Genomic DNA, 26718 nt, shown 5'->3' with positions numbered 1-26718 from the left:
GGGTTAAAATGCGTAAAGATGGGTAAAACCGCTGTGTCATTCCCCTTGATTTCATTATCCTCCATCATTAATTACATCTGTCATAAGAGAGTGACTCATGGATCGTATTATTAGTTCTTCGCGCGACCGTACATCGCTACTCAGCACGCATAAAGTGCTGCGCAATACCTATTTTCTGCTCAGCCTGACGCTGGCGTTTTCTGCCATCACCGCAACGGCAAGCACCGTGCTGATGCTGCCATCCCCGGGTCTAATCCTGACGCTGGTGGGTATGTATGGTCTGATGTTCCTGACATATAAAACTGCGGATAAGCCGGTCGGAATTCTGTCTGCTTTCGCATTCACCGGCTTCCTGGGCTACATTCTGGGACCGATTCTGAACACCTACCTGTCTGCAGGCATGGGTGATGTTATCGGTATGGCGCTGGGCGGCACTGCTCTGGTCTTCTTCAGCTGTTCTGCCTATGTGCTGACCACCCGTAAAGACATGTCCTTCCTCGGCGGTATGCTGATGGCAGGTATCGTGGTGGTGCTGATTGGTATGGTTGCGAATATCTTCCTGCAACTGCCAGCTCTGCATCTGGCCATCAGCGCGGTGTTTATTCTGATTTCTTCAGGCGCTATCCTGTTTGAAACCAGCAATATCATCCGTGGCGGTGAAACCAACTACATCCGTGCAACGGTCAGCCTGTATGTTTCGCTGTACAACATCTTCGTCAGCCTGCTGAGCATTCTGGGCTTCGCCAGCCGCGACTAAGTTGTCAACTCGCACTATCCAGCCCCGCTTATGCGGGGCTTTCTTTTTTGGTAAACTGCCGCCAGTTTGACTAACGTAGTGACGAATTATGTTGATCTTTGAAGGTAAAGAAATCAGTACCGATAGCGAAGGCTATCTGAAAGATACCACGCTGTGGAGCGAGCCGCTGGCGGAGAAAATCGCCGAAAACGAAGGCATTACGCTCTCCGCAGAACACTGGGAAGTGGTGCGTTTTGTCCGCGATTTTTATCTGGAATTTAATACCTCCCCCGCTATCCGCATGCTGGTAAAAGCGATGGCCAACAAGTTTGGCGAAGAGAAAGGCAACAGCCGTTATCTCTACCGCCTGTTCCCAAAAGGTCCGGCCAAGCAGGCGACTAAAATTGCCGGCCTGCCGAAACCGGTGAAATGTATTTAATAACGGATACTAAATCCCTTTAGTTCGTCGCCAGGACGATGGGGTTCGCTGAGAACTCTGTCTACCCTGGCGCTTCGCGGCCCCCCGGCTTTCAACCACTTCATCAGTTGTTCCACCCGGTCACCTTCACCGCAGGCGACAACCTCTACGCTGCCGTCATCCATATTCTTCGCGTATCCGGTCAATCCCAGCCGTTGTGCTTCATGCTGGGTGGTGTAGCGAAATCCTACCCCCTGAACCCGGCCATAGACCCAGGCGATTATGCAGACTTTCGACATTGCGGTTCTCCTTATCATCACAGCGCGCGTTGCAAATATGCGTAAAACTCAGGACAATGGCGCCCATTTCTTTGAATTGACAGAATAGTAAATTATGAGTGTACGTTTAGTGTTAGCCAAAGGGCGCGAAAAATCATTACTGCGCCGCCATCCGTGGGTATTTTCCGGTGCTGTCGCACGTATGGAAGGTAAAGCCAACCTCGGTGAAACCATCGATATTGTTGACCATCAGGGTAAATGGTTAGCACGCGGCGCGTACTCACCCGCGTCGCAGATCCGTGCACGCGTCTGGACATTTGACAAGTCTGAGTCCATCGATATTGATTTCTTCACCCGTCGTCTGCAGCAGGCGCAGACATGGCGTGACTGGCTGGCGAAAAAAGACGGTCTGGACAGCTACCGTCTGATCGCCGGCGAATCCGATGGTCTGCCGGGTGTCACCATTGACCGCTTCGGCAACTTCCTGGTGTTGCAGTTGCTCAGTGCGGGGGCTGAATACCAACGCGCCGCGCTGATTAGCGCTCTGCAAATTGTTTTCCCGGACTGCGCCATTTATGACCGTAGCGATGTTGCGGTGCGTAAAAAAGAAGGTATGGAGCTGACTCAAGGGCCAGTAACGGGCGAGCTTCCGCCAGCACTGCTGCCAATTGAAGAGCACGGCATGAAGCTGCTGGTTGATATTCAGCATGGTCACAAAACCGGCTACTACCTCGATCAACGCGATAGCCGCCTGGCCACGCGTCGTTATGTGGAAAATCAGCGTGTGCTGAACTGTTTCTCTTATACCGGTGGATTTGCGGTTTCAGCATTAATGGGTGGATGCCGTCAGGTCGTCAGCGTTGACACCTCTCAGGAAGCGCTCGATATTGCCCGCCAGAACGTGGAACTGAACAAGCTGGATCTGAGCAAAGCTGAGTTCGTGCGTGATGATGTGTTCAAACTTCTGCGAGCTTATCGCGATCGTGGTGAGAAATTCGACGTCATCGTGATGGATCCGCCGAAATTTGTCGAAAACAAAAGCCAGTTGATGGGCGCCTGCCGCGGCTATAAGGACATCAATATGCTGGCTATTCAGTTGCTCAATCCGGGCGGCGTACTGCTGACTTTCTCCTGCTCTGGGCTTATGACCACCGATTTATTTCAGAAAATCATCGCTGATGCCGTAATAGATGCTGGTCGTGATGTACAATTTATAGAGCAGTTCCGTCAGGCCGCCGATCACCCGGTGATCGCTACCTACCCGGAAGGGCTGTATCTGAAAGGGTTTGCCTGTCGCATCATGTAACTTGAAAAGTGGAATATTACCCTTACATAGAGGGTATCTATTTCCCGGGAGGTGACTATGATTGCCAGCAAATTCGGTATCGGCCAGCAGGTCCGCCATTCCCTGTTAGGTTACCTCGGAGTGGTCGTGGATATCGACCCGGAATATTCGCTTGATCAACCGTCAGCCGATGAGTTGGCGGTTAACGACGAACTTCGCGCCGCTCCCTGGTATCACGTGGTGATGGAAGACGATAATGGTCTGCCAGTACATACGTATCTGGCCGAAGCACAACTGAGTAGCGAGCTACAGGAAGAACATCCGGAGCAACCGTCGATGGATGAACTGGCGCGAACAATTCGAAAACAGCTTCAGGCCCCGCGCCTGCGCAATTGATGCAAACACAGACCCGATTAGCTAATCGGGTCTGTGCGTTTTGTTCGGCTACAGATCAACCTTACTTAGCCAGTCCCAGCCGCGGGATCTCAATCGCCGGGCAACGATCCATCACCACCGTCAACCCTGCATCACGAGCCAGTACGGCTGCTTGCTCGTTAATCACGCCGAGCTGCATCCATAGGGTCTTCGCGCCGATGGCAATTGCCTCCTGAGCAACACCCCACGCCGCTTCGGAATTACGGAAGACATCTACCATATCCACTTTCTCTGGTACATCTGCCAGCGTCGCATAGCCCTGCTGCCCCAGCAGTGTTTTTCCGGCAACTTTCGGTGAAACAGGAATAACGTGATAGCCCTGATCGAGTAAATATTTCATAACCCGATAGCTTGGGCGATCGGGTTTATCGCTTGCACCCACCAGTGCAATCGTGCGGGTCGTTGTCAAAATGCCAGCAATATCGGTCTCTTTCATCGTTTTCCTCCAGGCTGTTTAGCAAAGTGTACGACAAACCTGACTTTGCGACCATTCATCCCATACTGGAGCATGAGAGCTAAACTCAAAAATATGTCTATATGTTAGTAAACATGATTATCGAAAAATTTAGATACATCTTATACAGATATTTTCTGGACAGGAGAAACCTATGAAAGCCGGCATTGTGACAGCCTTAATTGCCCTGTGTTTGCCGGTAACCGTTTTTGCTACCTCTCTACGTCTGTCTAATGATATTGACCTTCTGGTGCTGGACGGAAAAAAAGTCTCCAGCTCATTACTGCGTGGTGCCGAAAGTATTGAGCTGGAAAATGGTCGGCACCAGCTCGTGTTTCGCGTAGAAAAAACCATTCGCCTGTCCAGCCACGAAGAACGTCTGTATATTTCGCCCCCGCTGGTCATCAGCTTTGATACCCAACTCGTCAGTCAGGTTAATTTTCACCTGCCACGTCTGAGCAACGAGCGAGATGCAACGCATTTTGATGATGCCCCACGCGTAGAACTGCTGGATGGGGATTCCATGCCTATACCGGTTAAGCTGGATATTCTGTCAATCACATCCACCGCAAAAATCGTAGATTATGAAATGGAAACAGAGCGCTATAACAAAGCGGCTAAGCATGCGTCTTTACCGCAATTTGCCACGATGATGGCCGATGACAGTTCGCTGCTTTCCGGGGTATCTGAACTGGACCGCGTGCCGCCTCAGTCACAAACGCTGACTGAGCAGCGCTTAAAATATTGGTTTCAACAGGCTGACGCACAAACGCGGAGTAACTTCTTACAATGGGCTGAGAAACAGCCCCCATCGTGACATTTATGTTCGTATACGCATTTTTTTTGTCTTTCTCTTGCAGCGTCAAGTGCTTCCAGTACTCTGTAACAAGGTTAACTTGGGAGCTGTACTATGGAATTAACGACTCGCACATTACCAGCGCAGAAACATATTGCGTTGGTCGCACACGATCACTGCAAAAAGATGTTGATGAGCTGGGTTGAACGCCACCAGCCATTACTGGAAAAACACGTTCTGTATGCTACAGGAACAACTGGAAATTTAATTCAACGCGCGACAGGAATGGACGTCAACGCCATGCTGAGCGGCCCGATGGGGGGTGACCAGCAGGTGGGTGCGCTAATTTCAGAAGGGAAAATTGATGTGCTGATTTTCTTCTGGGATCCGCTCAACGCCGTTCCCCACGATCCTGATGTCAAAGCCCTGCTACGCCTGGCCACAGTCTGGAACATTCCGGTCGCCACCAACGTGTCAACGGCTGATTTTATTATCCAGTCGCCAAACTTCAACGACGCAACGGATATCTTGATCCCGGATTACGCCCGTTATCTTGCAGAACGCCTCAAATAAACGCTAAGCAGGCGGCAACTGCCGCCTGCTTTTCAGGGTTTCCGGGTCACCGGAACGTCTAATTGCTTAAGCTCATCAACAAAACATGATGCCGCGTCTTTGCTAAACAGTAGCCATACCCGATGCCGTGCACGCGTTAGCGCCACATACAGCAACCGCCTCTCTTCAGCATCAGGAAAATCTTCAACAGCCGGGAGTAACGCCTCTTCCATAATCGACTCGCGAGCCGGGGCCGGAAAACCGTCATTCCCGTCATGAAGCCCCATAACAATGACGTAATCCGCCTGCTGCCCTTTGCTGGCATGAATAGTCATAAAATCCAACTGCAGCTTGGGCCAGCGGGTGGCCGCTTTGTCCAGGCTGGCTGGCTTCAGATGATGGTACCGCGCCAGCACCAGAATTCTCTCTTCAGCTTTCACAAAACCCGACAGCTTATCCAGCAACAGATCTAACTGACTTTCATCGAGCAACGTGACAGCTTTTTTATCACCGGTCGTCAGACTGTTCAGCGGTTTCGTGAGCTGATGTGGGTTTTGCTGGATAAACTGGTTTGCGACTTCGCCAATCCGGCTATTAAAACGGTAAGTCGTATCCAGATTACAGCTATCGCCCTCACCAAAATTTTGCTGGAATGCGGTCGTCAGAGAAAGCTGTGCTCCGCTGAACCGGTAAATGGCCTGCCAGTCATCTCCCACGGCAAACAGCGTGGTCTGCGAGTTTTGCTTTCGCAAGGCGGCTAACAGGGCGGCGCGCTGAGGGGAAATATCCTGAAATTCATCGACCAGAATATGTTTCCACGGACTGATAAACCGCCCCTTCTCCAGAATGACAATAGCCTGATGGATCAACCCGGAGAAATCGACGGCATTCTCATCCTTCAGGGCACTCTTCCAGGCCTTGAGCAGCGGCGCCATTAGCTTTATGCGTTTACTGAACAGATCGCGGATCTCCTCCGGAGCATTAGCAATCATCTCCGCCTGTGCTCCACCATGCATCCGCATCAAACTAACCCAGCGATCCAACCGGGAGGCCAGACGGTGCTGTAATTTTTCGTCATCCCAGAAGTTACCTTCGGGTACAGACCACAGCATTTCTTCTTCTAACCATTGTCGCCAGCCTTTAGCCTGAGCCTTTTTCTCACTGCACTGCTGACGCCAGGTCGTTATAAAGAGTTTACTGCGAGCGGCGGCATCATTTTCCAGCTTGCTCACTGTTGGAACTTTTTTGCTACCTTGCGAAATAATGAACAACGCCAGTGAATGGAATGTCCGTGCAGTGACTTCGTCCGTATGCAGACGCTCACGAATGCGGTCATCCATCTCCTGGGCTGCTTTGCGTCCAAACGCCAGCAACAGGATCTGTTCAGCCGCCGCCTCTCCTCGCGCAAGCAACCAACCAGCCCGGGCAACCAACACAGATGTTTTACCGCTTCCAGCCCCTGCAAGTACCAACAATGATTGCTCACCGTTCACTACCGCGCGCGCCTGAGCAGGGTTCAACGGCGAAGATTCAATATGCTGGAAAAACTCAGCATACTCTTCCAGCATTGCCTCGGTGTACGCCTGATTGTGCTGTAAGCGGCAGGCTTCAATGTCCTTCAACCATGCCTGGCATTGACGTAACGCCTCCCGGCAATTTTCAAATTCTTCCAGCCGATTAACCGGGAGCGGTAACGCGGCAAAGGCACGGCGAATCTGCTGCTGCAGCCCTGACGTTTGTTCGCGCGTCAGCCATTTACTTTCACTAGTACGGGCCGCTATCGCATCCAACTGCTGCTGTAAAACCCCCGCAGCAACGTCACTCATTTCCTGGCTCCACTGTTGCCAGAGTGCATTCAAATGATGATGGAAGCGCTGGGTTTCCGCCCACTCTGTACCGTGAAGACGGACCACCTTCTCATCCGGGAGTACAAACTCCAGCTCGCCCCACACCAGACCACGTTTGCAATGAATAGCCAGTAACTGATTGAAGGGAATAAGATACTCGTGACGATCGCCGGAAACTTTAATCCCGGCATTGAGAATAACGGCCCGATCGTAAGGGTGTTGTGCCAGACGTTTTCCAAGAGAAGTAGCTTTCAGTTCCATAAGACTCAAGCGGATCCACACGAAGAGGTTTGCTTATCAGTGTAACCGCCAGAGAAAACGTGCTCCAGCCCAAAAAAACGTTACAATTGCCGAATTCACAGAAAACCAGAGTTAACCGAGGGTTTATGCGTACTGTTCTGAATATTTTAAATTTTGTGCTTGGGGGGTTCGCCACCACCCTGGCCTGGTTACTGGCAACGCTGGTCAGTATCGTGCTTATTTTTACTTTACCCTTGACCCGTTCATGCTGGGAGATAACCCGACTTTCGCTGTTTCCCTATGGCAACGAAGCAATACATGTCGATGAACTGAATCCGGCCGGTAAAAGCGTCCTGTTGAATACCGGCGGCACCGTGCTCAATATTTTCTGGCTGATTTTCTTCGGCTGGTGGTTGTGTCTGATGCACATTGTCTCTGGTATTGCTCAGTGCATAACGATTATTGGTATTCCGGTTGGCATTGCGAACTTTAAAATCGCTGCCATTGCGCTCTGGCCGGTGGGTCGCCGGGTAGTTTCAGTAGAAGTTGCCCGTGCAGCGCGTGAAGCCAATGCACGTCGTCGCTTTGAATAATCAGGACCAATGGCCTTTATGTTAAGTCCTCTGCTCAAACGCTATACCTGGAACAGCACCTGGCTGTACTACGTGCGGATTTTTATCGCGCTATGCGGCACAACGGCGCTGCCCTGGTGGCTGGGTGACGTCAAGCTGACCATCCCACTCACGCTGGGTATGGTCGCTGCCGCACTTACCGATCTCGATGATCGTCTCGCGGGCCGACTGCGCAATTTAATCATCACGCTGGTGTGCTTTTTTATTGCCTCAGCCTCCGTTGAACTGCTCTTCCCATGGCCCTGGCTGTTTGCTATTGGGTTAACGCTTTCCACCAGCGGTTTTATTCTGCTGGGAGGATTAGGCCAGCGCTATGCAACCATCGCTTTTGGCGCGTTGCTCATCGCCATTTACACGATGCTGGGCACCTCGCTTTACGATCAGTGGTATCAACAACCAATCCTGCTGCTCGCGGGCGCTATCTGGTATAACCTGCTGACGCTCACCGGACATCTTCTGTTCCCCATCCGCCCCTTACAGGACAATCTGGCCCGCAGCTACGAACAATTAGCGCACTACCTGGAACTGAAGTCGCGTCTTTTTGATCCCGACATAGAAGATGAAAGCCAGGCGCCGTTGTATGATTTAGCCCTCGCTAATGGGCAACTGATGGCAACGCTAAACCAGACCAAAGTGTCGCTGCTGACTCGCCTGCGCGGTGACCGTGGACAACGGGGAACACGTCGCACGCTACATTACTATTTTGTGGCGCAGGATATTCATGAACGCGCAAGCTCCTCACATATTCAGTATCAAACGCTACGCGATCATTTCCGTCACAGCGATGTGATGTTCCGCTTCCAGCGGTTGATGTCGATGCAAGGACAAGCCTGCTCACAATTGTCTCGTTGTATTTTATTGCGCACGCCTTACCAGCACGATCCGCACTTTGAGCGCGTCTTCACCCATATAGATGCCGCACTTGAGCGCATGCGTGCCAGTGGTGAGCCTGCAGATCTGCTCAATACGCTGGGATTCTTACTATCGAACCTGCGGGCTATCGATGCGCAACTGGCCACCATTGAGTCTGAACAGGCTCAGGTGCTCTCGCGCAATGAGTCTGAAAATCAGCTTGCTGATGACAGTCCCCATGGATTCAGTGATATCTGGTTACGCCTGAGCCGTAATTTCACCCCAGAGTCCGCACTGTTCCGCCATGCCGTCCGCATGTCGTTAGTGCTCTGTGTTGGTTATGCCATTATCCAGGTAACCGGCATGAATCACGGATACTGGATCTTGCTGACCAGCCTGTTTGTCTGTCAACCAAACTACAATGCCACCCGACATCGCCTGGCGCTCAGGATTATCGGCACGTTGGTTGGTATTGCCATCGGTTTACCGATCCTGTGGTTTGTGCCCTCTTTAGAAGGGCAGCTAATACTTTTAGTGATCACTGGTGTACTGTTTTTTGCCTTTCGCAACGTCCAGTATGCGCACGCCACCATGTTTATCACGCTGCTGGTATTACTGTGCTTTAACCTGCTCGGCGAAGGCTTTGAGGTTGCGCTGCCGCGTGTCATCGATACGCTAATTGGCTGTGCTATCGCCTGGGCGGCTGTCAGTTTCATCTGGCCAGACTGGCGTTTTCGTAATCTACCACGGGTAATTGAGCGGGCGACTGACGCTAACTGCCGCTACCTTGATGCAATTCTCGAACAATACCATCAGGGTCGTGATAATCGTCTGGCCTACCGTATCGCTCGCCGTGACGCGCATAACCGTGATGCTGAACTCGCCTCCGTGGTGTCAAACATGTCGAGCGAGCCGGATGTGACGGCCCAAACCCGCGAAACGGCGTTCCGTTTACTGTGTCTCAACCATACGTTTACCAGCTATATTTCTGCGCTTGGCGCACATCGCGAACAGTTGACCAATCCAGACGTTCTGGCATTGCTGGATGACGCGGTTTGCTATGTTGATGATGCCCTTCACCATCAACCCGCTGACGAGCAACGCGTATACCAGGCGTTAGAAGGGCTGAAGCAGCGAATTCAACACCTGGAACCACGCCCGGACAGTAAAGAGCCTCTGGTCGTTCAGCAAGTTGGGTTATTGATCGCTCTGCTCCCGGAAATCCGGCGATTACAGCAGCAAATTGCCGTACTACCTTCTAATACCCCGGTTCCGGCGTAAGAGAACTTACCCACTCCACCAGCTCCTGGCGACGCGTCGCCGGGAGCGCGGCTTCATGTATCCCCCCTACCGCGCCTTCAAGGGCATAGAGTACTTTTACCGTCAGAGCCGGGTTATTTTGCCGAAGTTTCAGCCAGCACATTTGTGCTCCCAACGACCGCATTGTCCCCTCATCTTTAATTCCAACTTCATTCAGCAGAGTCTCCAGATGAAACGTCATATTCGGCAATTCCCGCAGACGATGCTGGGTAAAGCGACTCTGTTTTTCCTTAACCGCTGCATCCAACGAATATCGCGATAACGACACCAGTTGCTGCTGGTTTTGCCACAGGGCATCATTCACCTGGTAATAATTAAGTACAAGAGGACGTCCTCGCTTAATAAATGTCAGCCAGACAGGAGAATTTTGTACACAATACTGGGCGCTCTGCTCACAGGCGCGAAGATACAACTCACCATTGGCGACCATGGCAAAGACCGTATCGCCAACCGTCAGACTGTAGCCACCAAACAGTGAGCGATAGTGAATTGTCCCCAGAGAAGCCAGATATTCCTGCGATTTATAGATCCTTGCATAAGAAAGCTCTTTCATAAAAATCCTTTTTAAATCATAACGTAAGCAAATGATTTTCAGTAGCGGATCCGTTAATGACGAAAATAGGCAACTTATGCGTATGGGGCAAGATGAATTTTATTTTTCCCGTGACGACGACTAAAAATTGCGAACCTGTTTCCGAAAATAAGGTTGATCTTTGTTGATAGCAGGGTTACTGTATATCCATACAGTAACTCACAGGGCTGGATTGATTATGTACACTTCAGGCTATGCAAATCGTTCTTCGTCGTTCTCTTCCGCATCAAGCAGCATTGCGCGCGTTTCATCAGAGAACGCAACCGCTGGGCTTATCAGTGAAGTAGTCTATCGCGAGGACCAGCCCATGATGACGCAACTACTGCTGCTTCCTCTGCTGCAACAGTTAGGGCAGCAATCACGCTGGCAGCTGTGGCTGACGCCTCAGCAAAAATTAAGCCGGGAGTGGGTGCAGTCAGCCGGACTTCCATTGACAAAAGTAATGCAGATTAGCCAACTCTCCCCCTGCAATACGCTGGAATCGATGATCCGTGCGCTGCGCACAGGTAATTACAGTGTCGTTATCGGCTGGCTGGCAGAAGAATTAACGGAAGATGAACATGCCGAGCTAGTAAAAGCGGCTAATGAAGGAAATGCGATGGGTTTTATCATGCGTCCTGTTTGCGCACAGTCACTTGCGGGGAGACAGCATTCCGGGCTAAAAATTCACTCGAATTTGTATCATTGAGTAAAATTAGGATTTATCCTGGAATTTTTTTTCATGCTTCAATTTGCCTTTGAGCTTTAACGCGTTTTTCGTCCGAACGCCTGTCTCAAGCGGTTTTCAGGAAATCCTCAGTGCATTTAGTCATCAATAAATGTTAAATATTATGTATACAAGCCTTTTTTTTTCATATGCCTGACGGACTTCACACTTGTAAGTTTTCAACTACGTTGTAGACTTTACATCGCCAGGGGTGCTCGGCGTAAGCCGCAGATATCGGTAGAGCAACTATTGAACTGGTCCCCGGGTGAAGGATTTAACCGTGTTATCTCTCTTCGGAGATATTCATGGCGAATTTTGGATGATAACGAGGCGCAAAAAATGAAAAAGACAGCTATCGCAATTGCAGTGGCACTGGCTGGTTTCGCTACCGTGGCGCAGGCCGCTCCGAAAGATAACACCTGGTACGCTGGTGCTAAAATGGGCTGGTCTCAGTACCATGATATTGGCAACAACCAGATCAACAACGCCGGTCCGACCCACGAAAGCCAACTGGGTGCCGGTGCGTTCGGTGGTTATCAGGTTAACCCGTACGTTGGTTTTGAAATGGGTTACGACTGGTTAGGCCGTATGCCGTACAAAGGCTACACCGACCAGACTCATCAAAACGGCGCTTTCAAAGCTCAGGGCGTTCAGCTGACCGCTAAACTGGGTTACCCAATCACTGACGATCTGGACGTTTATACCCGTCTGGGTGGTATGGTTTGGCGTGCAGACGCTAAAAACAACGAAGGCTTCAAAGACCACGACACTGGTGTATCCCCAGTATTCGCTGGTGGCGTAGAGTATGCAATTACTCCTGAAATCGCTACCCGTCTGGAATACCAGTGGACCAACAACATCGGTGACGCGAACACCGTTGGTGGTCGTCCGGATAACGGCCTGTTGAGCGTTGGTGTTTCTTACCGTTTCGGCCAGCAGGAAGAAGCAGCTCCAGTAGTTGTTGCTCCGGCTCCGGCTCCAGAAGTACAGACCAAGCACTTCACTCTGAAGTCTGACGTTCTGTTCAACTTCAACAAAGCAACTCTGAAACCAGAAGGCCAGCAGGCTCTGGACCAGATGTACAGCCAGCTGAGCAACCTGGATCCGAAAGACGGTTCCGTAGTGGTTCTGGGCTTCACTGACCGCATCGGTTCTGACGCTTACAACCAGGGTCTGTCCGAGAAACGTGCTCAGTCCGTTGTTGATTACCTGATCTCTAAAGGTATTCCTTCTGACAAAATCTCTGCACGTGGCATGGGTGAATCCAACCCAGTTACTGGCAACACCTGTGACAACGTGAAAGCTCGCGCTGCACTAATCGACTGCCTGGCTCCGGATCGTCGTGTTGAGATCGAAGTTAAAGGCATCAAAGACGTTGTAACTCAGCCTCAGGCTTAAGTTATCGTCTTATAAAAAACCCCGCTATGCGGGGTTTTTTTCATCTGTTTCCACTCAAAACAAGCCTCTTGTTACACCAGCCAACCGCTAGTCTTTTCCCAGCAACGCCTGTAAATCCTGTTTCAATGTCGACATTTTGTTCGCGTACTTCTCTTTATGCTCTGCGTCTTCAATCAGCTGCACTATAGTTTCAGAAAGCGTTTTTCCGCGCCGCTGCGCAAGACCTGCCAGACGCTGCCAGACCATAAACTCCAGATCGATAGATTTCTTACGCGTATGTTGATGTTCTGCATTAAAGTGCCGCTTACGCCTCGCCCGGATCGTTTGCTTCATACGATTGAGCAGTGCAGGGTTCATGTATTCTTCAATCCAGGCGTTGACCCGAACCGGTTCATTTTCGAGGGTTAGCAACAAATCAACGGCTTCTTTGGCAGCGCTGGCTTCCACATAGCGGGTAATCAACTCCCCCTCGCGATGCTTCTTCACCAGGTACTTCCATTTCCATCCGCTTTCAAGATTTTCAAGTTGTTGATATTTCATTGCGATCTCAATGTTACCGTGTAACTCTTATCAGAATATCAGCTTTTTCGGCATCTGAAGAAAAGAATATCCAGCCTGTGAACTGCCGCGCGTCATCACAACCGTTTCGCGGCGCTTTCCAGGTGTTTAGTGGTGAGGGTTACGGTATAATCTCGTTTTTTACAACAGACTAAAAAACATCAACTTTGACCATTACGAAACTTGCATGGCGTGATCTGGTTCCTGATACCGACAGTTATCAGGAAGTATTTGCACAGCCGCACGTCACTGACGACACCGACACCTTACTTAGTGATACTCAGCCACGTTTACAATTCGCGCTAGAGCAGCTTCTTCAGCACTGGACAACATCCTCGTTCATGTTGGTGAAAGCACCGGAGGAGCTTGAGTATCTCAACCTTATTGCAAAAGCTGCACGTCCCCTGCACACGGATGCAGGAAGCCTGACTGGCGGTCATTACGACATCTCCGGTCACACTATTCGTTATCGTACAGCTGAAAAAGCGGAAGACAATTTTGCGACGTTGACGCAGGTGGTCAGCGCTGACTGGGCCGAAGCTGAACAACTGTTTGGCTGTCTACGTCAGTTCAATGGCGAAATTACGCTGCAGCCAGGTCTGGTACATCAGGCCAATGGGGGTGTGCTGGTTATCTCATTGCGCACGCTGTTGGCCCAACCTCTGTTGTGGATGCGTCTGAAAGCCATTGTCAGCCACGAGCGTTTTGATTGGGTGGCTTTTGATGAGTCTCGCCCGCTGCCTGTCTCTGTTCCGCCTATGCCGCTTAAACTGAAAGTGATTTTGGTGGGCGAGCGTGAATCGCTGGCGGATTTCCAGGACATGGAACCAGAGTTGGCTGAACAGGCCATTTACAGCGAGTTTGAAGATAATCTGCAGATCGTGGATGCCGAAACCATGACGCAGTGGTGTCAGTGGGTCACGCATACTGCCATGCGCAATAATTTGCCTTACCCCGCTCCTGATGCCTGGCAGGTTTTGATCCGTGAAGCCGTTCGCTATACCGGTGAACAGGATACATTGCCGCTTAACCCGCTGTGGATCACCAGACAGTTCAAAGAGGTGGCCCCGTTATGCGAGAGCGAAACCTGCAACGCTGAGCAGTTCAGCCTGATGCTGGCTCAGCGCGAATGGCGTGAGGGATTCCTGGCCGAACGCATGCAGGACGAAATTCTGCAAGAGCAGATCCTTATCGAGACAGAAGGCGAGCGTATTGGCCAGATCAACGCCTTGTCGGTGATTGAGTTTCCAGGCCACCCACGCGCATTTGGCGAGCCTTCTCGTATCAGTTGCGTCGTGCATATTGGCGACGGCGAGTTTACGGACATTGAGCGCAAAGCCGAGCTCGGCGGAAATATTCATGCCAAGGGTATGATGATTATGCAGGCGTTCCTGATGTCGGAACTCCAGCTTGAGCAGCAAATCCCCTTCTCTGCCTCGCTGACCTTTGAGCAATCTTACAGCGAAGTGGACGGTGACAGCGCGTCTATGGCAGAACTGTGCGCATTGATCAGCGCCCTCGCCGACGTGCCTGTTAATCAAAGTATCGCCATTACCGGTTCTGTCGATCAGTTTGGTCGGGCGCAACCGGTCGGTGGTCTGAATGAGAAAATTGAAGGTTTCTTCGCCATCTGCCAGCAGCGTGAGCTGACGGGCACGCAGGGCGTTATCATTCCTTCGGCTAACGTCAGACACCTCAGCCTGCATCCCGCGCTGCTGCAGGCCATAGAAGAAGAAAAATTCACTATCTGGGCGGTGGACGACGTAACTGATGCGCTGCCACTGTTGTTAAATCTGGTGTGGGATGGCGAAGGCCAGACAACGCTGATGCAAACCATTCAGGAGCGTATTGCCACGGCTACGCAACAGGAAGGTCGTCACCGTTTTCCATGGCCGCTACGTTGGCTGAACTGGATTATTCCGAACTGATCGGACTTGTTCAGCGTACACGTGTTAGCTATCCTGCGTGCTTCAATAAAATAAGGCTTACAGAGAACATGGTAGATAAACGCGAATCCTATACGAAAGAAGACCTTCTTGCCTCTGGTCGCGGTGAACTGTTTGGCGCAAAAGGGCCACAACTGCCAGCACCAAGCATGCTGATGATGGACCGTGTCATCAAGATGACCGAAACCGGTGGCAACTTTGACAAAGGTTATGTTGAAGCTGAACTGGATATCAACCCAGACCTGTGGTTCTTCGGTTGTCACTTTATCGGCGATCCGGTGATGCCGGGCTGTCTGGGTCTCGACGCCATGTGGCAGCTGGTTGGATTCTATCTCGGCTGGCTGGGCGGCGAAGGTAAAGGCCGTGCGCTGGGCGTAGGTGAAGTTAAATTCACCGGCCAGGTTCTGCCGACTGCGAAGAAAGTCACTTACCGCATTCACTTCAAACGTATCGTTAACCGCCGCCTGATCATGGGCCTGGCTGATGGTGAAGTGCTGGTTGATGGTCGTTTGATCTACACCGCAAACGATCTGAAAGTGGGTCTGTTCCAGGACACTTCCGCGTTCTAATCCAGGACTGCGTAGCAGCCAGACATTAACGTTTCTCCGTTTTATCTGGTGTGCAAAAAGGCGAAACCTCCGCTCTGCGGAGGTTTCTTTTATCTAAAGAGACAGAATCAGGCCATTAAAACCCTATCCCCCATGGCTTCTCGCCAGCCTCCCAGCCAGTATGACCTCTGATTCAGCGTCTGATAGGGACACATTTCTTTTGAGCGTCCGGCAATGCCGGCCTGATATCCACGTTGATGTGCCCGTTCCAGGCGATCTCGTTTTTGTCTCTTCATGCCTCGTTTCCCTCATTTTTTGGTCTGGTGGAAAAGAAAACAGTGATTACTAAGTGTGCAATCACACTAAACGAATACCCCTAAACATTAGGCTCGTCAATGCGCAAAATTCACGCCAGTGTCATATTTGTGAGCTAGCCTCTAAATCATTTGTACAAAAATAGTCAGTCAGAACAGCTATCTCCACGGCTAAAAAAATAAAAAAACCGCCCCGGGCAGTGAGCCAGGGGCGGCATAATTTACAATTATTTAAGCTTATGGGATGCGTTTCAGCTCTTGAGCAATAGCCGTCGCTTCCTGACTCCAGGCGTTGGCAAGAACCTTCACCATCTCATCGTAGCCGTCTTTAGTCTGTACAGCTTCGATGTGGAATGGACGTTTGATCAGTTGTCCCTGATGATTCAGCAACCATTCTCCACTCACGATAACCTTACCATCGTAACGACCGTGGAAGCCGGTTACGGTGACGTTCAGCGTGTCCTGAGTGCTTCCCAGCGGCTGCGAAGCAACAACCCAGCCAGGCAACTGCATGCTGAGGTTAGCAACCAGCGTATTGCGCAATTGCTGATCTAATGGGCTGGCCCAGAGATTATTATTGGCTATAACATATTGCACATCGCTGGTCTGGTAAACCACCCCATTACCGGCCAGATAATCAGGTACCGCAATCTGTTCAACCCAAAGCAGACGGTTTCCCTGATTGGCGGAGCTCTGCACACCGCCTTGTGCGATAGGGAGCTGGTAATAGCTTTTATTCTCTCCGCTGGAGCTGCATGACGTCAGCCAGACCGCCATCATCACCACTAGCCACTTTTTCATTGTTTCGCCCTCTTCGGCTCTGGATCTTTTTTGTCCTTCGCTTCAAATACCAGCGCATTACTCTTATCGTTCAGCGTTTTCAGTACCGGTTGCAGTTCACGTAGCACCTGATCAAGACGCTGCATATCTGCCACCATCTTGTTGTAGGCCGCAGAACCAGGCTGGAAGCCCTGCATGCTACGATTTAGTTCACGCAGCGTATTCTGCATATCCGCCGGAAGATCCTGCATCGACTGGCTGGACGTGATCTTGTTCATGTTATCCAGCGTGGTTTGCAGATGCTTCATCGTGCGCTGGCTTTCCGACAGCGTATTGGTTGCCTGCTCAATCATCGGGTTCAGCGGCAGATTATTTATCTTATCCAACGCTTCCATCAGACGCTGTTGGATCTGCGCCAGACCACCGCTCACGGTCGGAATAATTTGATAACCATTAAATTCACGCACACCAGTAATCGGCGGCTCTTTCGGGTAGAAGTCGAGATCGACATACAGCGCGCCGGTCACCAGGTTCCCGGTTTTGAGCGATGCCCGTAATCCGCGTTTAAGCAATTCCGCCAGATGAGCACCAACATCAGTATCTTCGCCCAGCTGCGCCTTCAGACGTTCTGGTTCGATGCGTACCAGCACCGGAATGCGGTAATCATTGTTGAACACCTGGCGCATATTCGGTGAGAAGAAAGGTACTTTACTCACCGTACCCAAGCGGATGCCACGGAATTCCAGCGGCGCACCAGGCTGCAGGCCACGAATCGAATCTTTAAAGAACATCAGATAATCGATATGATCGGTATACAGTGAATCCTGAATACTTTTTTGATCGTCATAAAGATTAAACGCTGACTGTTGTGCGACCGGCTCGCCCTGCTCTAAACCTTCTGGCACATCAAAACTTACACCACCGCCAAACAGCGTGGAGAGCGAACCCATTTCTACGCGCATACCTGCTGAGGTAAGATCTACGGCGATCCCGCTGTCTTTCCAGAAACGCACATTACTGGTCACCAGACGATCGTTAGGCGCATTAATGAAAAGCTGATAGCTGATCGTACGCTTTTGCGCATCAAATGTGCTGGTTTCAACCGAACCTACACGATAGCCGCGAAAAAGCACCGGATCGCCCGGACTCAACTGACCGGCTTTTTTGCTGTCCAGAATCACACGGATCCCTTTTGCATCTGGCGGGGCCAGTGGCGGTGAATCCAGCAGTTGGTAATTTTCCAGCTTACTGCCTTTATTGCCAGGCTGCAGTTCAATATAAGCCCCGGACAATAGCGTGCCGAGCCCACTTATACCTTCACGTCCAACCTGCGGCTTCACCACCCAAAAGACAGAATCTTTATGCAGCAGCTTTTCCATTCCGGAGTTAAGACGCGCTTTAATCTCCACATGGGTCAGATCATCCGTCAGGGTTGCGCTCTCAACGATGCCGACGTCCACACTGCGGCTCTTAATCGTCGTTTTGCCCCCTTCAATACCTTCGGCATTGGTGGTAATAAGCGTGACCTGTGGCCCCTGATGACTGTAGTGATAAAACAGAACCCACGCGCCAATGAGTGCAGTGACGATAGGAAATATCCACACGGGCGACCAGTTTTTTACCTTTTGCACTTTGGCTTCCCCACTTTTAGATTCCATGCTGTCAGGACTCCTCATGGCCTGGTTCTGGTTCACGATCCCACGACAGACGCGGATCAAATGTCATCGCAGAAAACATTGTCATAATGACGACTAAAGCAAACATCAAAGCACCCATTGCAGGATAAATGTTCATTAACCCTCCCATGCGCACCAGCGCAGAGAGTACCGCAATCACAAATACGTCGATCATTGACCAGCGACCGACAAATTCCACAACTTCATAAATCAGGTGCATACGTTCACTGTCGCGTTTGCCGTGCCCTTTGGCGTCCCAGCATAGCCAGGCAATGGCGATCATTTTCAACGTCGGCACCATAATACTGGCGATAAAGATAACCGCAGCCACCGGATACGAGCCTTCGCTCCAGATTAAAACCACCCCCTCAAGTATGGTTGACGGCAGCTTTGACCCGAGCAAATCGGTAATCATAATCGGCAGAATATTGGCAGGAAGATAAAGCATGATTGACGTAAACAGTAATGCCAACGTCCATTGCAGACTGTTTTTACGCCGCACATAACCTTTCGTCTGACAACGTGGGCACACCCGTTCATCAGCGGGAAGTATTGCAGTGCAGCAAGAGCAGGAACGCAGTCCCTGTCGAATACCAGGCACGCCAGGTTTTAAGGCCTGCTTTATGACAGGCATTGGCGCAATATCATCCCATAGCCAGCGACGGTCAACGCACTGAAATGCACGCAACTGTAAAACGCAAAAGAAGCACCACGGAATAAAGCTGCTGCCCACGCCGATATCGCCGTAGGCCATCAGCTTAACAAAGCTCACCAGCACGCCGGCGAGGAAGATTTCTGCCATTCCCCAGCTTTTTAACTGAAACAAAATGCGCGCCAGCCATGCTTTAAGCCGCTCGGGCATCTGAACCCGGTTTACCAGTAGCAGGATCGTCAGCAGGCAAAAGGCCGGAACCAGCTGAACGAATAAGATAAAGAAGGTGCCGAGACTGGCGTAATCTTCAGAAAAGAGCACGCTGGGAATTTGCAGCAACGTCACTTCACTACTCACCCCTGCGACGTTCATATTCACAAAGGGAAAGAGGTTTGACAGCAGCAGCATAAATAGTGCGGCTAAAACATAGGCAGTGGGACGCTGCCGGGGCGCGTCCCACTCAACGGTTAACGTAGTGCCACATCGTGGACATGCCGCTTTCTGACCATGCTCAAGGCGAGGTAACGCCACCAGCATGTCACACTGCGAGCACAAAATATGCTTCGCGGCATGGTGATGTTCGCACATAGGTGCTCCTTTAATTATGCGCCATTCTTCAAAGACTCAAGATACTCCCAGCGCTCAAAGGCTTGCTCAAGTTCTTGTTCCGCTTCGTTCAAATTAGCTAACACCTGTTGCGTTTGCTCGTGAGGCTGACTGAAAAACGCGGCGTCAGCAACCTGAGCCTGTAAGGCTTCCAGCTTAGCTTCCAGTTCTTCAAGCAACGCGGGGAGCTGCTCCAGTTCGCGCTGCAGTTTATAGCTTAGTTTGCTGGTGCCGCGTTTGACAATTTCTGCTTTAGGGGCAGCAGGTTCCTCTGTTTTTTTCGCAACTGGCTGCTTAAACGCCACATACTGCGATTGCTGACTGCGCGCATCATGATAACCGCCGACATAACGACCAATTTTACCGCCGCCTTCGAAGATCCAGCATTCGGTCACGGTATTATCGACAAACTGACGGTCGTGGCTCACCAGCAGCACGGTGCCCTGGTAGCTATCAATCAACTCTTCGAGCAGTTCCAGCGTTTCGACGTCAAGATCGTTCGTTGGTTCATCGAGAATCAAAAGATTGCTGGGTTTCAGGAACAAACGCGCCAATAACAGGCGATTACGTTCTCCGCCAGAGAGCGCACGTACTGGCGTCATCGCACGTTTCGGATGGAACAGGAAGTCCTGCAAGTAACCCAGCACATGGCGAGGTTTACCGTTAACCATCACCTCTTGCTTACCTTCAGCCAGGTTGTCCATCACGGTTTTATCGGGATCCAGTTCGGCGCGGTGCTGATCGAAATAGGCCACTTCCAGCTTGGTACCGACGTGAATGCGTCCGCTGTCAGCCTGAAGCTGACCTAACATCAACTTCAGCAGCGTTGTTTTGCCGCAGCCGTTAGGTCCGATTAGCGCGATCTTGTCGCTACGCTGCACCTGCGCGGAGAAATCTTTCACCAGCTGCTTTCCGTCAACCTGGTAATCCACATTCTCCATTTCGAAAACAATCTTGCCTGAACGGCTAGCCTCTTCGACCTGCATCTTCGCTGTGCCCATCACTTCGCGACGTTCGCCACGCTCGCGACGCATGGCTTTCAGTGCGCGCACGCGACCTTCGTTACGCGTACGACGCGCTTTGATACCCTGACGGATCCAGACTTCTTCCTGCGCCAATTTGCGGTCAAATTCCGCGTTTTGTAACTCTTCTACGCGCAACGCTTCTTCTTTATCCAGCAGATACTGATCGTAGCTCCCCGGATAGGTCACCAGCTTGCCGCGGTCAAGATCGACAATACGCGTCGCCATATTGCGGATAAATGAACGGTCATGGGAAATGAAAATGATTGTCCCATTGAAGGTTTTCAGGAACCCTTCCAGCCAGTCGATGGTTTCAATATCCAGGTGGTTCGTCGGTTCATCCAGCAGCAGCACGCGCGGGTTGCTCACTAACGCGCGGCCCAGCGCCGCCTTACGTAGCCAGCCGCCGGAAAGCGATGCCAGCTCCATGTCTGCTTCCAGGCCAAGCTGTTCCAGTACTTCATTAATACGGTTTTCCAGCTGCCACAGATTGTGGTGATCCAGCTGTTCCTGAACCTTCGCCAGTTCCTGGAGGTTTTTATCACTCGGATCGGCGATCACCAGATGCGAGATATCGTGATAACGCTTGAGGTAAACCGCCTGTTCTGCAATCCCTTCGGCGACAAAATCGTAGACGCTACCCTGCACGTTGCGCGGCGGATCCTGCTGCAGACGCGCCACAACCAGATCCTGCTCATAAATAATACGCCCATCGTCAAGACCCTGTTCACGGTTCAGGATCTTCATCAGCGTCGATTTGCCCGCGCCATTACGGCCAACCAGACAGACCCGCTCGTTATCTTCGATATGCAGTTCAGCATTATCAAGAAGCGGCGCATCGCTGAACGACAGCCATGCACCATGCATACTGATTAATGACATTTAATTTTCCTTTCAGGCTGCGGTAATCAGCCAGCAATTGTGGATCTGACGGTTACGGGCAAAGTCCTGGGAAAGCGTTTTTTGGGTGATTTCTTGTGCTTTCAATCCCAGTTCAGCCAAACCGTCGAGATCCATACGGAACCCACGTTTGTTGTTGGAGAACATGATCGTGCCGTCTTTACGCAGCAGACGTTTCAGATCTTTCATCAGCGCCAAATGATCGCGCTGCACATCAAACGAGTCTTCCATACGTTTTGAGTTAGAGAACGTCGGCGGATCGATGAAAATCAGATCAAACTGTTCATTGGCATCACGCAACCAGCCCAGGCAATCGGCCTGAATTAAACGGTGAGCGCGACCGCTCAGGCCGTTCAGACGCAGGTTGCGTTCCGCCCATTCCAGATAGGTACGCGACATATCAACCGTCGTGGTGCTACGCGCACCGCCCAATCCTGCATGTACGCTGGCGCTGCCGGTGTAGGAGAACAGGTTAAGGAAGTCCTTACCTTTACTCATCTGCCCCAGCATACGGCGCGCAATACGGTGATCGAGGAATAAACCCGTATCAAGGTAGTCAGTCAGGTTCACCCACAGGCGCGCGTTGTACTCGCTTACCTCAATGAATTCACCCTTCTCATTCATCTTCTGATACTGATTCTTGCCTTTCTGCCGTTCACGGGTTTTCAGCACCAGTTTATTGGGCGCGATTTCCAGTACTGACAGCGTTGCGGCAATAATGTCAAACAGGCGTTGGCGCGCTTTTTGCGCATCAACTGTCTTCGGTGGGGCATATTCCTGAACCACGACCCACTCACCGTAACGATCTACAGCAACGTTGTATTCCGGCAGATCAGCGTCATACAGGCGATAACATTCAATGCCTTCCTGGCGCGCCCATTTTTCCAGTTTCTTGATGTTCTTGCGCAGGCGGTTAGCATAATCTTCCGCGACCGTGGCAGGCTTGCTGTCCGCGGTGGTCTCTGCAACGTGATAGTTTTTCTGCACACAATCCAGCGGGCCGTTTTTCGCCTTGAACTGCTTGTCGGCACGTAATTGCAGGCTGCTGAGCAGATCCGGAGAGGCGCTGAACAGCGACAAATTCCAGCCGCCAAACTGGTTTTTCATCGTACGGCCCAGCAGGCTGTGCAGGGCAATCAGCGCCGGTTCGCTATCCAGACGTTCGCCGTAAGGCGGGTTACTGATAACCGTCCCATACGGTCCTTTCGGCAACGGATTGCTCAGTTTGGCGACATCTTTAACCTCAAACGTCATCAGATCGGCGATACCGGCGCGGCGAGCGTTACTGCGCGCTTTTTCAATCACGCGCGCATCGCTGTCGGATCCATAAAAATGCGAGGTATAGTCAGCCAGTCCCTTACGCGCACGCACCTGCGCTTCGGCTTTAACTTCTTGCCAGACGGCTTCGTCGTGCTGCGCCCAACCGCTGAAGCCCCAGTACCCGCGGTGCAGGCCCGGCGCGCGATCGGTTGCCCACATCGCAGCTTCAATCAGCAGTGTGCCGGAACCACACATCGGATCGAGTAACGGGGTTCCCGGCTGCCAGCCAGAACGCATAACAATAGCGGCGGCCAGCGTTTCTTTAATCGGTGCCTGACCCGCGCGATCGCGATAGCCACGCTGGTGCAAACCATCACCGCTCAGATCGAGCGCAATGCTGGCGGTATCTTTATTCAACCAGACGTTGATGCGCAGATCCGGAGATTCACGATCCACATTCGGACGCGGCATATTTTTACGGGTAAATGCATCGACAATCGCATCCTTGACCTTTAGCGCGCCGTACTGGCTGTTACGAATGGTTTCGTTCAGGCCGCTAAAATGAACGGCAAACGTAGCACCAGGGTTAAATATCTCTGTCCAGTCGATTGCCTGAACGCCGAGGTACAGATCAAGATCGCTGTAGACCTTGCACTCTCCCATCGGCAGGATAATGCGCGAGGCCAGGCGACTCCACATCAGGCTCTGGTAAACAAGCCGCGTGTCGCCCTTAAAATGGACCCCACCCTGAACGACCTGACACTCCAGCGCGCCGAGGTTTTCCAGTTCAGTTTTTAACAGCTCTTCCAGCCCGCGGGCCGTACTGGCAAACAGAGAATTCATAATGTCACTTTTACTCCGAGAAAATTGCTGCGCATTATAGCTAATATGGGCTGTATGTCATAAAGTTGAAGGCTTATTTTCATTCGAGGGGCTGTACAGTGGTCACGTTAACCCGACTTTTTATTCATCCGGTTAAATCAATGCGCGGCATTGGGCTTACGCATGCCCTGGCAGATATTAGCGGTCTCGCCTTTGATCGCATATTTATGATCACTGAACCTGATGGAACGTTCATAACCGCCCGCCAGTTCCCACAAATGGTCCGTTTTACGCCGTCCCCATTCCACGATGGGCTGCATCTTACGGCTCCAGACGGCAGCAGTGCGCTCGTACGATTTGCCGACTTCGCCACCCAGGATGCGCCAACTGAAGTATGGGGAAATCATTTTACCGCGCGCATTGCGCCAGTGGCTATTAACCAGTGGCTTAGCAGTTTTTTCTCCCGTGACGTGCAGCTACGCTGGGTCGGTCCGCAGCTGACGCGCCGTGTAAAACGACATGTTGATGTTCCTTTATCCTTCGCTGATGGTTATCCCTATCTGCTGGCCAACGAAGCATCCCTGCGCGATGTGCAACAGCGCTGTCCGGCAAGCGTCAAAATGGAACAGTTCCGCCCCAATCTGGTGGTTTCGGGAGCTGGCGCCTGGGAAGAAGATACCTGGAAAGTGATTCGTATTGGCGACGTCATTTTTGATGTTGCAAAACCCTGTAGCCGCTGTATTTTCACTACCGTTAGCCCGGAAAAAGGCCAGAAACATCCATCCGGCGAACCGCTCGCAACACTGCAAACCTTCCGTACTGCGGTAGATAACGGCGATGTCGATTTCGGCCAGAATCTTATCGCACGCAACAGTGGCGTTATTCGCGTCGGCGATGAGGTAGAGATTTTGGCAACCGGCCCCGCCAGGGCGTACGGCGCAGCGGAATTAGACGACACTGCACCCGAACAACAACCTGATGCCACGGTGCTTATTGACTGGCAGGGACAGACCTTTCGCGGAAATAATCAGCAGGTATTGCTTGAACAGCTGGAAAACCAGGGTATCCGGGTTCCCTATTCATGCCGGGCAGGCATTTGCGGATGCTGTCGAATTCGACTGGTAGATGGCGAAGTTAGCCCGTTGAAGAAATCAGCGATAGGGGACGACGGAACGATTCTGTGCTGCAGTTGTGTTCCCAAAACGGCAATCAGGCTGGAGAGCTAAACCGCCTGCTCAAGGCTGAAACTGTCAACAACGGCCTGCGGTTTCAGTCTGTCATTCATTATTTTAATCGCATCGCCAAGCTGCATCGTACGCCCGGCGATAACCACACCAGGTTGCGCAAGCAGACAAAGCGCGGCGTTTTCACCCGGCTCAACCACTAACAGGTTTACCTGTTCATCGGTATCGCTTAAATCAACACAGGCAGCGTCACCCACGACCGGCGACCAGTTAATACCGTGTGCAACAAAGTGCCAGCTTTTCGGCATTTGCGGTTTGAGATAACGAATCGCCACCAGCGCATTGAGCACCAGTTCCGCTTTTTGTTCTTTGGCTAAATCCAGGTAGCGACATTTTTCTTCAAAGGAAAAATAAAGCGCGGCGTCATCAACACAAAAACCTGACGGAGAAAATGCATCAGGAGTGAGCATTTTACGAGCAAAACGCGAGCGGAATAACATGCCATTGGCTAAATCGAGCATCATACGATCGTGCTCTTCATCATAATACCAGCGCCAGTTATCGTCGGGTTTAATTCGCATCAGTTTCTCTCCTTTCCTTAATCATCACCGTTACGACAGTATCCTTTTGCCGCTTCGTTTATTGCCCTAATAATAAAAGCTCAGAATGTTTAAATAAGCAACAGTAAAGGAATATAAAACAACCAGGGCTAGAAATAAAGCCCTGGTTTGTGATTAAGGTAGCATTCAGATATTGCTGACGATTTCTTTTATCAACGGCGGACCTTTAAAAATAAAGCCCGAATAAATCTGTACGAGGGTTGCACCAGCAGCTATTTTCTCACGTGCAGCAATCACCGAGTCGATACCACCAACACCAATAATCGGCAGTTGGCCTTTTAATTCCTGAGACAACTGGCGAATAATTTCTGTACTTTTTAATTGTAACGGTCGACCGCTCAGGCCACCCATTTGATCGCAATTTTTCATTCCTTGAACGAGAGAACGATCGAGCGTGGTGTTAGTCGCAATTACGCCATCAATATTATGACGAACTAAACTGTCAGCAACCTGGATCAGTTCTTCCACAGAAAGATCCGGCGCGATCTTTACCGCCACTGGAACATATTTATGGTGGATCGCTTGCAGATCATTTTGCTTATTTTTAATTGCCGTCAGAAGATCGTCTAGCGCCTCGCCGTATTGCAGCGTACGTAATCCCGGCGTATTCGGTGAAGAGATATTAATCGCGATATAACCCGCATAAGCATAGACTTTTTCCATACAAATCAGATAGTCATCTTTGCCGTTCTCTACTGGGGTATCTTTATTCTTACCAATATTAATCCCCAGAATACCGTCAAAATGCGATTTTTTAACGTTCTCAACCAGGTTATCAACCCCGTGGTTATTAAACCCCATACGGTTGATCAAACCTTCTGCATCGACCAGACGGAACAGACGCGGTTTATCGTTACCCGGCTGAGGGCGTGGCGTCACGGTACCAATCTCAATGGAACCAAATCCCATCGCGCCGAGCGCATCAATGCACTCCCCGTCTTTATCCAGTCCGGCAGCAAGCCCGAGCGGATTCTTAAACGTCAACCCCATACAGGTAACCGGTTTTGCCGGTACTTTCTGGCGCACAAGCGCTTCAAGCGGTGTGCCGGTAATGCGACGTAATTGCTGGAATGTCAATTCATGAGCGCGCTCTGGATCGAGCTGAAAAAGGGCTTTACGAACGAAGGGGTAGTACATGAACTCTCCTGGATTCCCGGTGTGCAAACCGGGGGCGTATTATGTGCGATCGCGAGCAAAAAGGGAATTGACCTGCGGCAATAAATAGCAATCGTTTTCCTCGCCCCTGCTTTTTACACCCTAAATAATTCGAATTGCAGGAAGGCGGCGAC

26 protein-coding genes are annotated in these 26718 nt (G+C 51.2%); 13 read left to right on the top strand and 13 right to left on the bottom strand.

From position 1 onward, the window contains the following. The first annotated feature begins 97 nt into the window (after positions 1-97). Together yccA and tusE are read left to right on the top strand one after the other, a co-directional pair. Complete coding sequence (yccA, locus tag G4551_RS08685; RefSeq protein ID WP_003035917.1) at positions 98-757, top strand: FtsH protease modulator YccA; 660 nt, start codon at positions 98-100, stop codon at positions 755-757. A gap of 88 nt (positions 758-845) precedes the next feature. Beyond that, positions 846-1175: a sulfurtransferase TusE gene (gene tusE, locus G4551_RS08680; protein WP_003035914.1), complete on the top strand. Its 330-nt coding sequence runs from the start codon at positions 846-848 to the stop codon at positions 1173-1175. Here the strand turns inward: tusE and yccX are convergent. Further along, positions 1172-1453, bottom strand: coding sequence for an acylphosphatase (yccX, locus tag G4551_RS08675; RefSeq protein ID WP_003836833.1), 282 nt, complete (start codon positions 1451-1453; stop codon positions 1172-1174). The genes tusE and yccX overlap by 4 nt on opposite strands. 94 nt (positions 1454-1547) lie before the next feature. Between yccX and rlmI the strand changes: the two genes are divergently transcribed. Beyond that, complete coding sequence (gene rlmI, locus G4551_RS08670) at positions 1548-2738, top strand: 23S rRNA (cytosine(1962)-C(5))-methyltransferase RlmI (protein ID WP_003836834.1); 1191 nt, start codon at positions 1548-1550, stop codon at positions 2736-2738. A 57-nt stretch (positions 2739-2795) separates the two neighbouring features. Beyond that, positions 2796-3113 carry a heat shock protein HspQ gene (gene hspQ, locus G4551_RS08665; RefSeq protein ID WP_003035905.1) on the top strand — a complete coding sequence of 106 codons (318 nt, stop codon included), beginning with the start codon at positions 2796-2798 and terminating at the stop codon, positions 3111-3113. Positions 3114-3174: 61 nt separating this feature from the next. Here the strand turns inward: hspQ and G4551_RS08660 are convergent, their stop codons facing one another. Beyond that, entirely contained in the window at positions 3175-3588 is a 414-nt protein-coding gene (locus G4551_RS08660; RefSeq protein ID WP_003035903.1) for a CoA-binding protein, read from the bottom strand. Between the two features lie 172 nt (positions 3589-3760). Here G4551_RS08660 and csgI point away from each other — a divergent pair, with 172 nt between their 5' ends. After that, on the top strand, positions 3761-4423 hold the full coding sequence (csgI, locus tag G4551_RS08655; protein ID WP_003836835.1) for a curli synthesis inhibitor: 663 nt from the start codon (positions 3761-3763) through the stop codon (positions 4421-4423). 93 nt (positions 4424-4516) lie between these two features. After that, the gene (gene mgsA, locus G4551_RS08650; RefSeq protein ID WP_003035897.1) at positions 4517-4975 is read left to right on the top strand and encodes a methylglyoxal synthase; all 459 of its coding nucleotides are present in this window, start codon (positions 4517-4519) and stop codon (positions 4973-4975) included. A 32-nt stretch (positions 4976-5007) separates the two neighbouring features. Here mgsA and helD read toward each other — a convergent pair whose 3' ends face one another. Then, positions 5008-7062 carry a DNA helicase IV gene (gene helD / locus G4551_RS08645; protein WP_003836836.1) on the bottom strand — a complete coding sequence of 685 codons (2055 nt, stop codon included), beginning with the start codon at positions 7060-7062 and terminating at the stop codon, positions 5008-5010. A gap of 125 nt (positions 7063-7187) precedes the next feature. Here helD and G4551_RS08640 point away from each other — a divergent pair, with 125 nt between their 5' ends. Continuing rightward, on the top strand, positions 7188-7634 hold the full coding sequence (locus G4551_RS08640) for a YccF domain-containing protein (RefSeq protein WP_003035892.1): 447 nt from the start codon (positions 7188-7190) through the stop codon (positions 7632-7634). An 18-nt stretch (positions 7635-7652) separates the two neighbouring features. Then, positions 7653-9806: a YccS family putative transporter gene (yccS, locus tag G4551_RS08635; RefSeq protein WP_032941200.1), complete on the top strand. Its 2154-nt coding sequence runs from the start codon at positions 7653-7655 to the stop codon at positions 9804-9806. On the opposite strand, the gene G4551_RS08630 is transcribed toward yccS, so the two are convergent. Then, the gene (locus G4551_RS08630; RefSeq protein WP_003035889.1) at positions 9784-10398 is read right to left on the bottom strand and encodes a TfoX/Sxy family DNA transformation protein; all 615 of its coding nucleotides are present in this window, start codon (positions 10396-10398) and stop codon (positions 9784-9786) included. The genes yccS and G4551_RS08630 overlap by 23 nt on opposite strands. Before the next feature lie 217 nt (positions 10399-10615). Here G4551_RS08630 and sulA point away from each other — a divergent pair, with 217 nt between their 5' ends. Next, positions 10616-11125 (top strand): SOS-induced cell division inhibitor SulA, encoded by a 510-nt coding sequence (gene sulA / locus G4551_RS08625; RefSeq protein ID WP_003836838.1) that lies wholly within the window; start codon positions 10616-10618, stop codon positions 11123-11125. A 357-nt stretch (positions 11126-11482) separates the two neighbouring features. After that, positions 11483-12541 (top strand): porin OmpA, encoded by a 1059-nt coding sequence (gene ompA / locus G4551_RS08620; protein WP_003836839.1) that lies wholly within the window; start codon positions 11483-11485, stop codon positions 12539-12541. Positions 12542-12628: 87 nt separating this feature from the next. On the opposite strand, the gene matP is transcribed toward ompA, so the two are convergent. Next, on the bottom strand, positions 12629-13081 hold the full coding sequence (gene matP, locus G4551_RS08615; RefSeq protein ID WP_003035881.1) for a macrodomain Ter protein MatP: 453 nt from the start codon (positions 13079-13081) through the stop codon (positions 12629-12631). Between the two features lie 185 nt (positions 13082-13266). On the opposite strand from matP, the gene G4551_RS08610 reads away from it, so the two are divergent. Next, entirely contained in the window at positions 13267-15027 is a 1761-nt protein-coding gene (locus G4551_RS08610) for an AAA family ATPase (protein ID WP_003035878.1), read from the top strand. 68 nt (positions 15028-15095) lie between these two features. Next, entirely contained in the window at positions 15096-15614 is a 519-nt protein-coding gene (fabA, locus tag G4551_RS08605) for a bifunctional 3-hydroxydecanoyl-ACP dehydratase/trans-2-decenoyl-ACP isomerase (protein ID WP_003035875.1), read from the top strand. A gap of 107 nt (positions 15615-15721) precedes the next feature. Here the strand turns inward: fabA and rmf are convergent, their stop codons facing one another. The 6 genes from rmf to rlmKL all read right to left on the bottom strand — a co-directional run bounded on the left by rmf (position 15722) and on the right by rlmKL (position 23646). Further along, positions 15722-15889 (bottom strand): ribosome modulation factor, encoded by a 168-nt coding sequence (rmf, locus tag G4551_RS08600; protein ID WP_003035871.1) that lies wholly within the window; start codon positions 15887-15889, stop codon positions 15722-15724. A gap of 255 nt (positions 15890-16144) precedes the next feature. Continuing rightward, a complete protein-coding gene (pqiC, locus tag G4551_RS08595) occupies positions 16145-16708 on the bottom strand; it encodes a membrane integrity-associated transporter subunit PqiC (RefSeq protein WP_003035868.1) in 564 nt (187 codons plus the stop codon). Next, the gene (gene pqiB / locus G4551_RS08590; RefSeq protein ID WP_003836843.1) at positions 16705-18345 is read right to left on the bottom strand and encodes an intermembrane transport protein PqiB; all 1641 of its coding nucleotides are present in this window, start codon (positions 18343-18345) and stop codon (positions 16705-16707) included. Before pqiB ends, pqiC begins: the two co-directional genes overlap by 4 nt. Before the next feature lie 4 nt (positions 18346-18349). After that, a complete protein-coding gene (gene pqiA, locus G4551_RS08585; protein ID WP_003035862.1) occupies positions 18350-19603 on the bottom strand; it encodes a membrane integrity-associated transporter subunit PqiA in 1254 nt (417 codons plus the stop codon). Between the two features lie 14 nt (positions 19604-19617). After that, positions 19618-21525 (bottom strand): ABC transporter ATP-binding protein, encoded by a 1908-nt coding sequence (locus G4551_RS08580; RefSeq protein ID WP_003836846.1) that lies wholly within the window; start codon positions 21523-21525, stop codon positions 19618-19620. A gap of 12 nt (positions 21526-21537) precedes the next feature. Next, positions 21538-23646: a bifunctional 23S rRNA (guanine(2069)-N(7))-methyltransferase RlmK/23S rRNA (guanine(2445)-N(2))-methyltransferase RlmL gene (rlmKL, locus tag G4551_RS08575; protein ID WP_003836848.1), complete on the bottom strand. Its 2109-nt coding sequence runs from the start codon at positions 23644-23646 to the stop codon at positions 21538-21540. A 98-nt stretch (positions 23647-23744) separates the two neighbouring features. Here rlmKL and G4551_RS08570 point away from each other — a divergent pair, with 98 nt between their 5' ends. Further along, on the top strand, positions 23745-24851 hold the full coding sequence (locus G4551_RS08570) for a YcbX family protein (RefSeq protein WP_003836850.1): 1107 nt from the start codon (positions 23745-23747) through the stop codon (positions 24849-24851). Here G4551_RS08570 and zapC read toward each other — a convergent pair. Next, positions 24848-25390 (bottom strand): cell division protein ZapC, encoded by a 543-nt coding sequence (zapC, locus tag G4551_RS08565; RefSeq protein WP_003035852.1) that lies wholly within the window; start codon positions 25388-25390, stop codon positions 24848-24850. The genes G4551_RS08570 and zapC overlap by 4 nt on opposite strands. Positions 25391-25555: 165 nt before the next feature. After that, positions 25556-26566, bottom strand: coding sequence for a quinone-dependent dihydroorotate dehydrogenase (gene pyrD, locus G4551_RS08560; RefSeq protein WP_003831973.1), 1011 nt, complete (start codon positions 26564-26566; stop codon positions 25556-25558). Between the last annotated feature and the right edge of the window lie 152 nt (positions 26567-26718).

The sequence above is a fragment of the Citrobacter freundii ATCC 8090 = MTCC 1658 = NBRC 12681 genome, from assembly GCF_011064845.1.
Lineage (GTDB): Bacteria > Pseudomonadota > Gammaproteobacteria > Enterobacterales > Enterobacteriaceae > Citrobacter > Citrobacter freundii.
This window is presented reverse-complemented; position numbering and strand designations above follow the sequence as displayed.

What these genes read in the sequence shown, in the direction of transcription:
- ompA (WP_003836839.1), top strand. Translation starts at nt 11,483, where the DNA reads ATGAAAAAGACAGCTATCGCAATTGCAGTGGCACTGGCTGGTTTCGCT.
- matP (WP_003035881.1), bottom strand. Translation starts at nt 13,081, where the DNA reads ATGAAATATCAACAACTTGAAAATCTTGAAAGCGGATGGAAATGGAAG.
- fabA (WP_003035875.1), top strand. Translation starts at nt 15,096, where the DNA reads ATGGTAGATAAACGCGAATCCTATACGAAAGAAGACCTTCTTGCCTCT.
- yccX (WP_003836833.1), bottom strand. Translation starts at nt 1,453, where the DNA reads ATGTCGAAAGTCTGCATAATCGCCTGGGTCTATGGCCGGGTTCAGGGG.
- sulA (WP_003836838.1), top strand. Translation starts at nt 10,616, where the DNA reads ATGTACACTTCAGGCTATGCAAATCGTTCTTCGTCGTTCTCTTCCGCA.
- pyrD (WP_003831973.1), bottom strand. Translation starts at nt 26,566, where the DNA reads ATGTACTACCCCTTCGTTCGTAAAGCCCTTTTTCAGCTCGATCCAGAG.
- helD (WP_003836836.1), bottom strand. Translation starts at nt 7,062, where the DNA reads ATGGAACTGAAAGCTACTTCTCTTGGAAAACGTCTGGCACAACACCCT.
- pqiC (WP_003035868.1), bottom strand. Translation starts at nt 16,708, where the DNA reads ATGAAAAAGTGGCTAGTGGTGATGATGGCGGTCTGGCTGACGTCATGC.
- pqiA (WP_003035862.1), bottom strand. Translation starts at nt 19,603, where the DNA reads ATGTGCGAACATCACCATGCCGCGAAGCATATTTTGTGCTCGCAGTGT.
- tusE (WP_003035914.1), top strand. Translation starts at nt 846, where the DNA reads ATGTTGATCTTTGAAGGTAAAGAAATCAGTACCGATAGCGAAGGCTAT.
- G4551_RS08660 (WP_003035903.1), bottom strand. Translation starts at nt 3,588, where the DNA reads ATGAAAGAGACCGATATTGCTGGCATTTTGACAACGACCCGCACGATT.
- pqiB (WP_003836843.1), bottom strand. Translation starts at nt 18,345, where the DNA reads ATGGAATCTAAAAGTGGGGAAGCCAAAGTGCAAAAGGTAAAAAACTGG.
- rmf (WP_003035871.1), bottom strand. Translation starts at nt 15,889, where the DNA reads ATGAAGAGACAAAAACGAGATCGCCTGGAACGGGCACATCAACGTGGA.
- rlmKL (WP_003836848.1), bottom strand. Translation starts at nt 23,646, where the DNA reads ATGAATTCTCTGTTTGCCAGTACGGCCCGCGGGCTGGAAGAGCTGTTA.
- hspQ (WP_003035905.1), top strand. Translation starts at nt 2,796, where the DNA reads ATGATTGCCAGCAAATTCGGTATCGGCCAGCAGGTCCGCCATTCCCTG.
- zapC (WP_003035852.1), bottom strand. Translation starts at nt 25,390, where the DNA reads ATGCGAATTAAACCCGACGATAACTGGCGCTGGTATTATGATGAAGAG.
- G4551_RS08580 (WP_003836846.1), bottom strand. Translation starts at nt 21,525, where the DNA reads ATGTCATTAATCAGTATGCATGGTGCATGGCTGTCGTTCAGCGATGCG.
- rlmI (WP_003836834.1), top strand. Translation starts at nt 1,548, where the DNA reads ATGAGTGTACGTTTAGTGTTAGCCAAAGGGCGCGAAAAATCATTACTG.
- yccA (WP_003035917.1), top strand. Translation starts at nt 98, where the DNA reads ATGGATCGTATTATTAGTTCTTCGCGCGACCGTACATCGCTACTCAGC.
- mgsA (WP_003035897.1), top strand. Translation starts at nt 4,517, where the DNA reads ATGGAATTAACGACTCGCACATTACCAGCGCAGAAACATATTGCGTTG.
- G4551_RS08630 (WP_003035889.1), bottom strand. Translation starts at nt 10,398, where the DNA reads ATGAAAGAGCTTTCTTATGCAAGGATCTATAAATCGCAGGAATATCTG.
- G4551_RS08640 (WP_003035892.1), top strand. Translation starts at nt 7,188, where the DNA reads ATGCGTACTGTTCTGAATATTTTAAATTTTGTGCTTGGGGGGTTCGCC.
- yccS (WP_032941200.1), top strand. Translation starts at nt 7,653, where the DNA reads ATGTTAAGTCCTCTGCTCAAACGCTATACCTGGAACAGCACCTGGCTG.
- csgI (WP_003836835.1), top strand. Translation starts at nt 3,761, where the DNA reads ATGAAAGCCGGCATTGTGACAGCCTTAATTGCCCTGTGTTTGCCGGTA.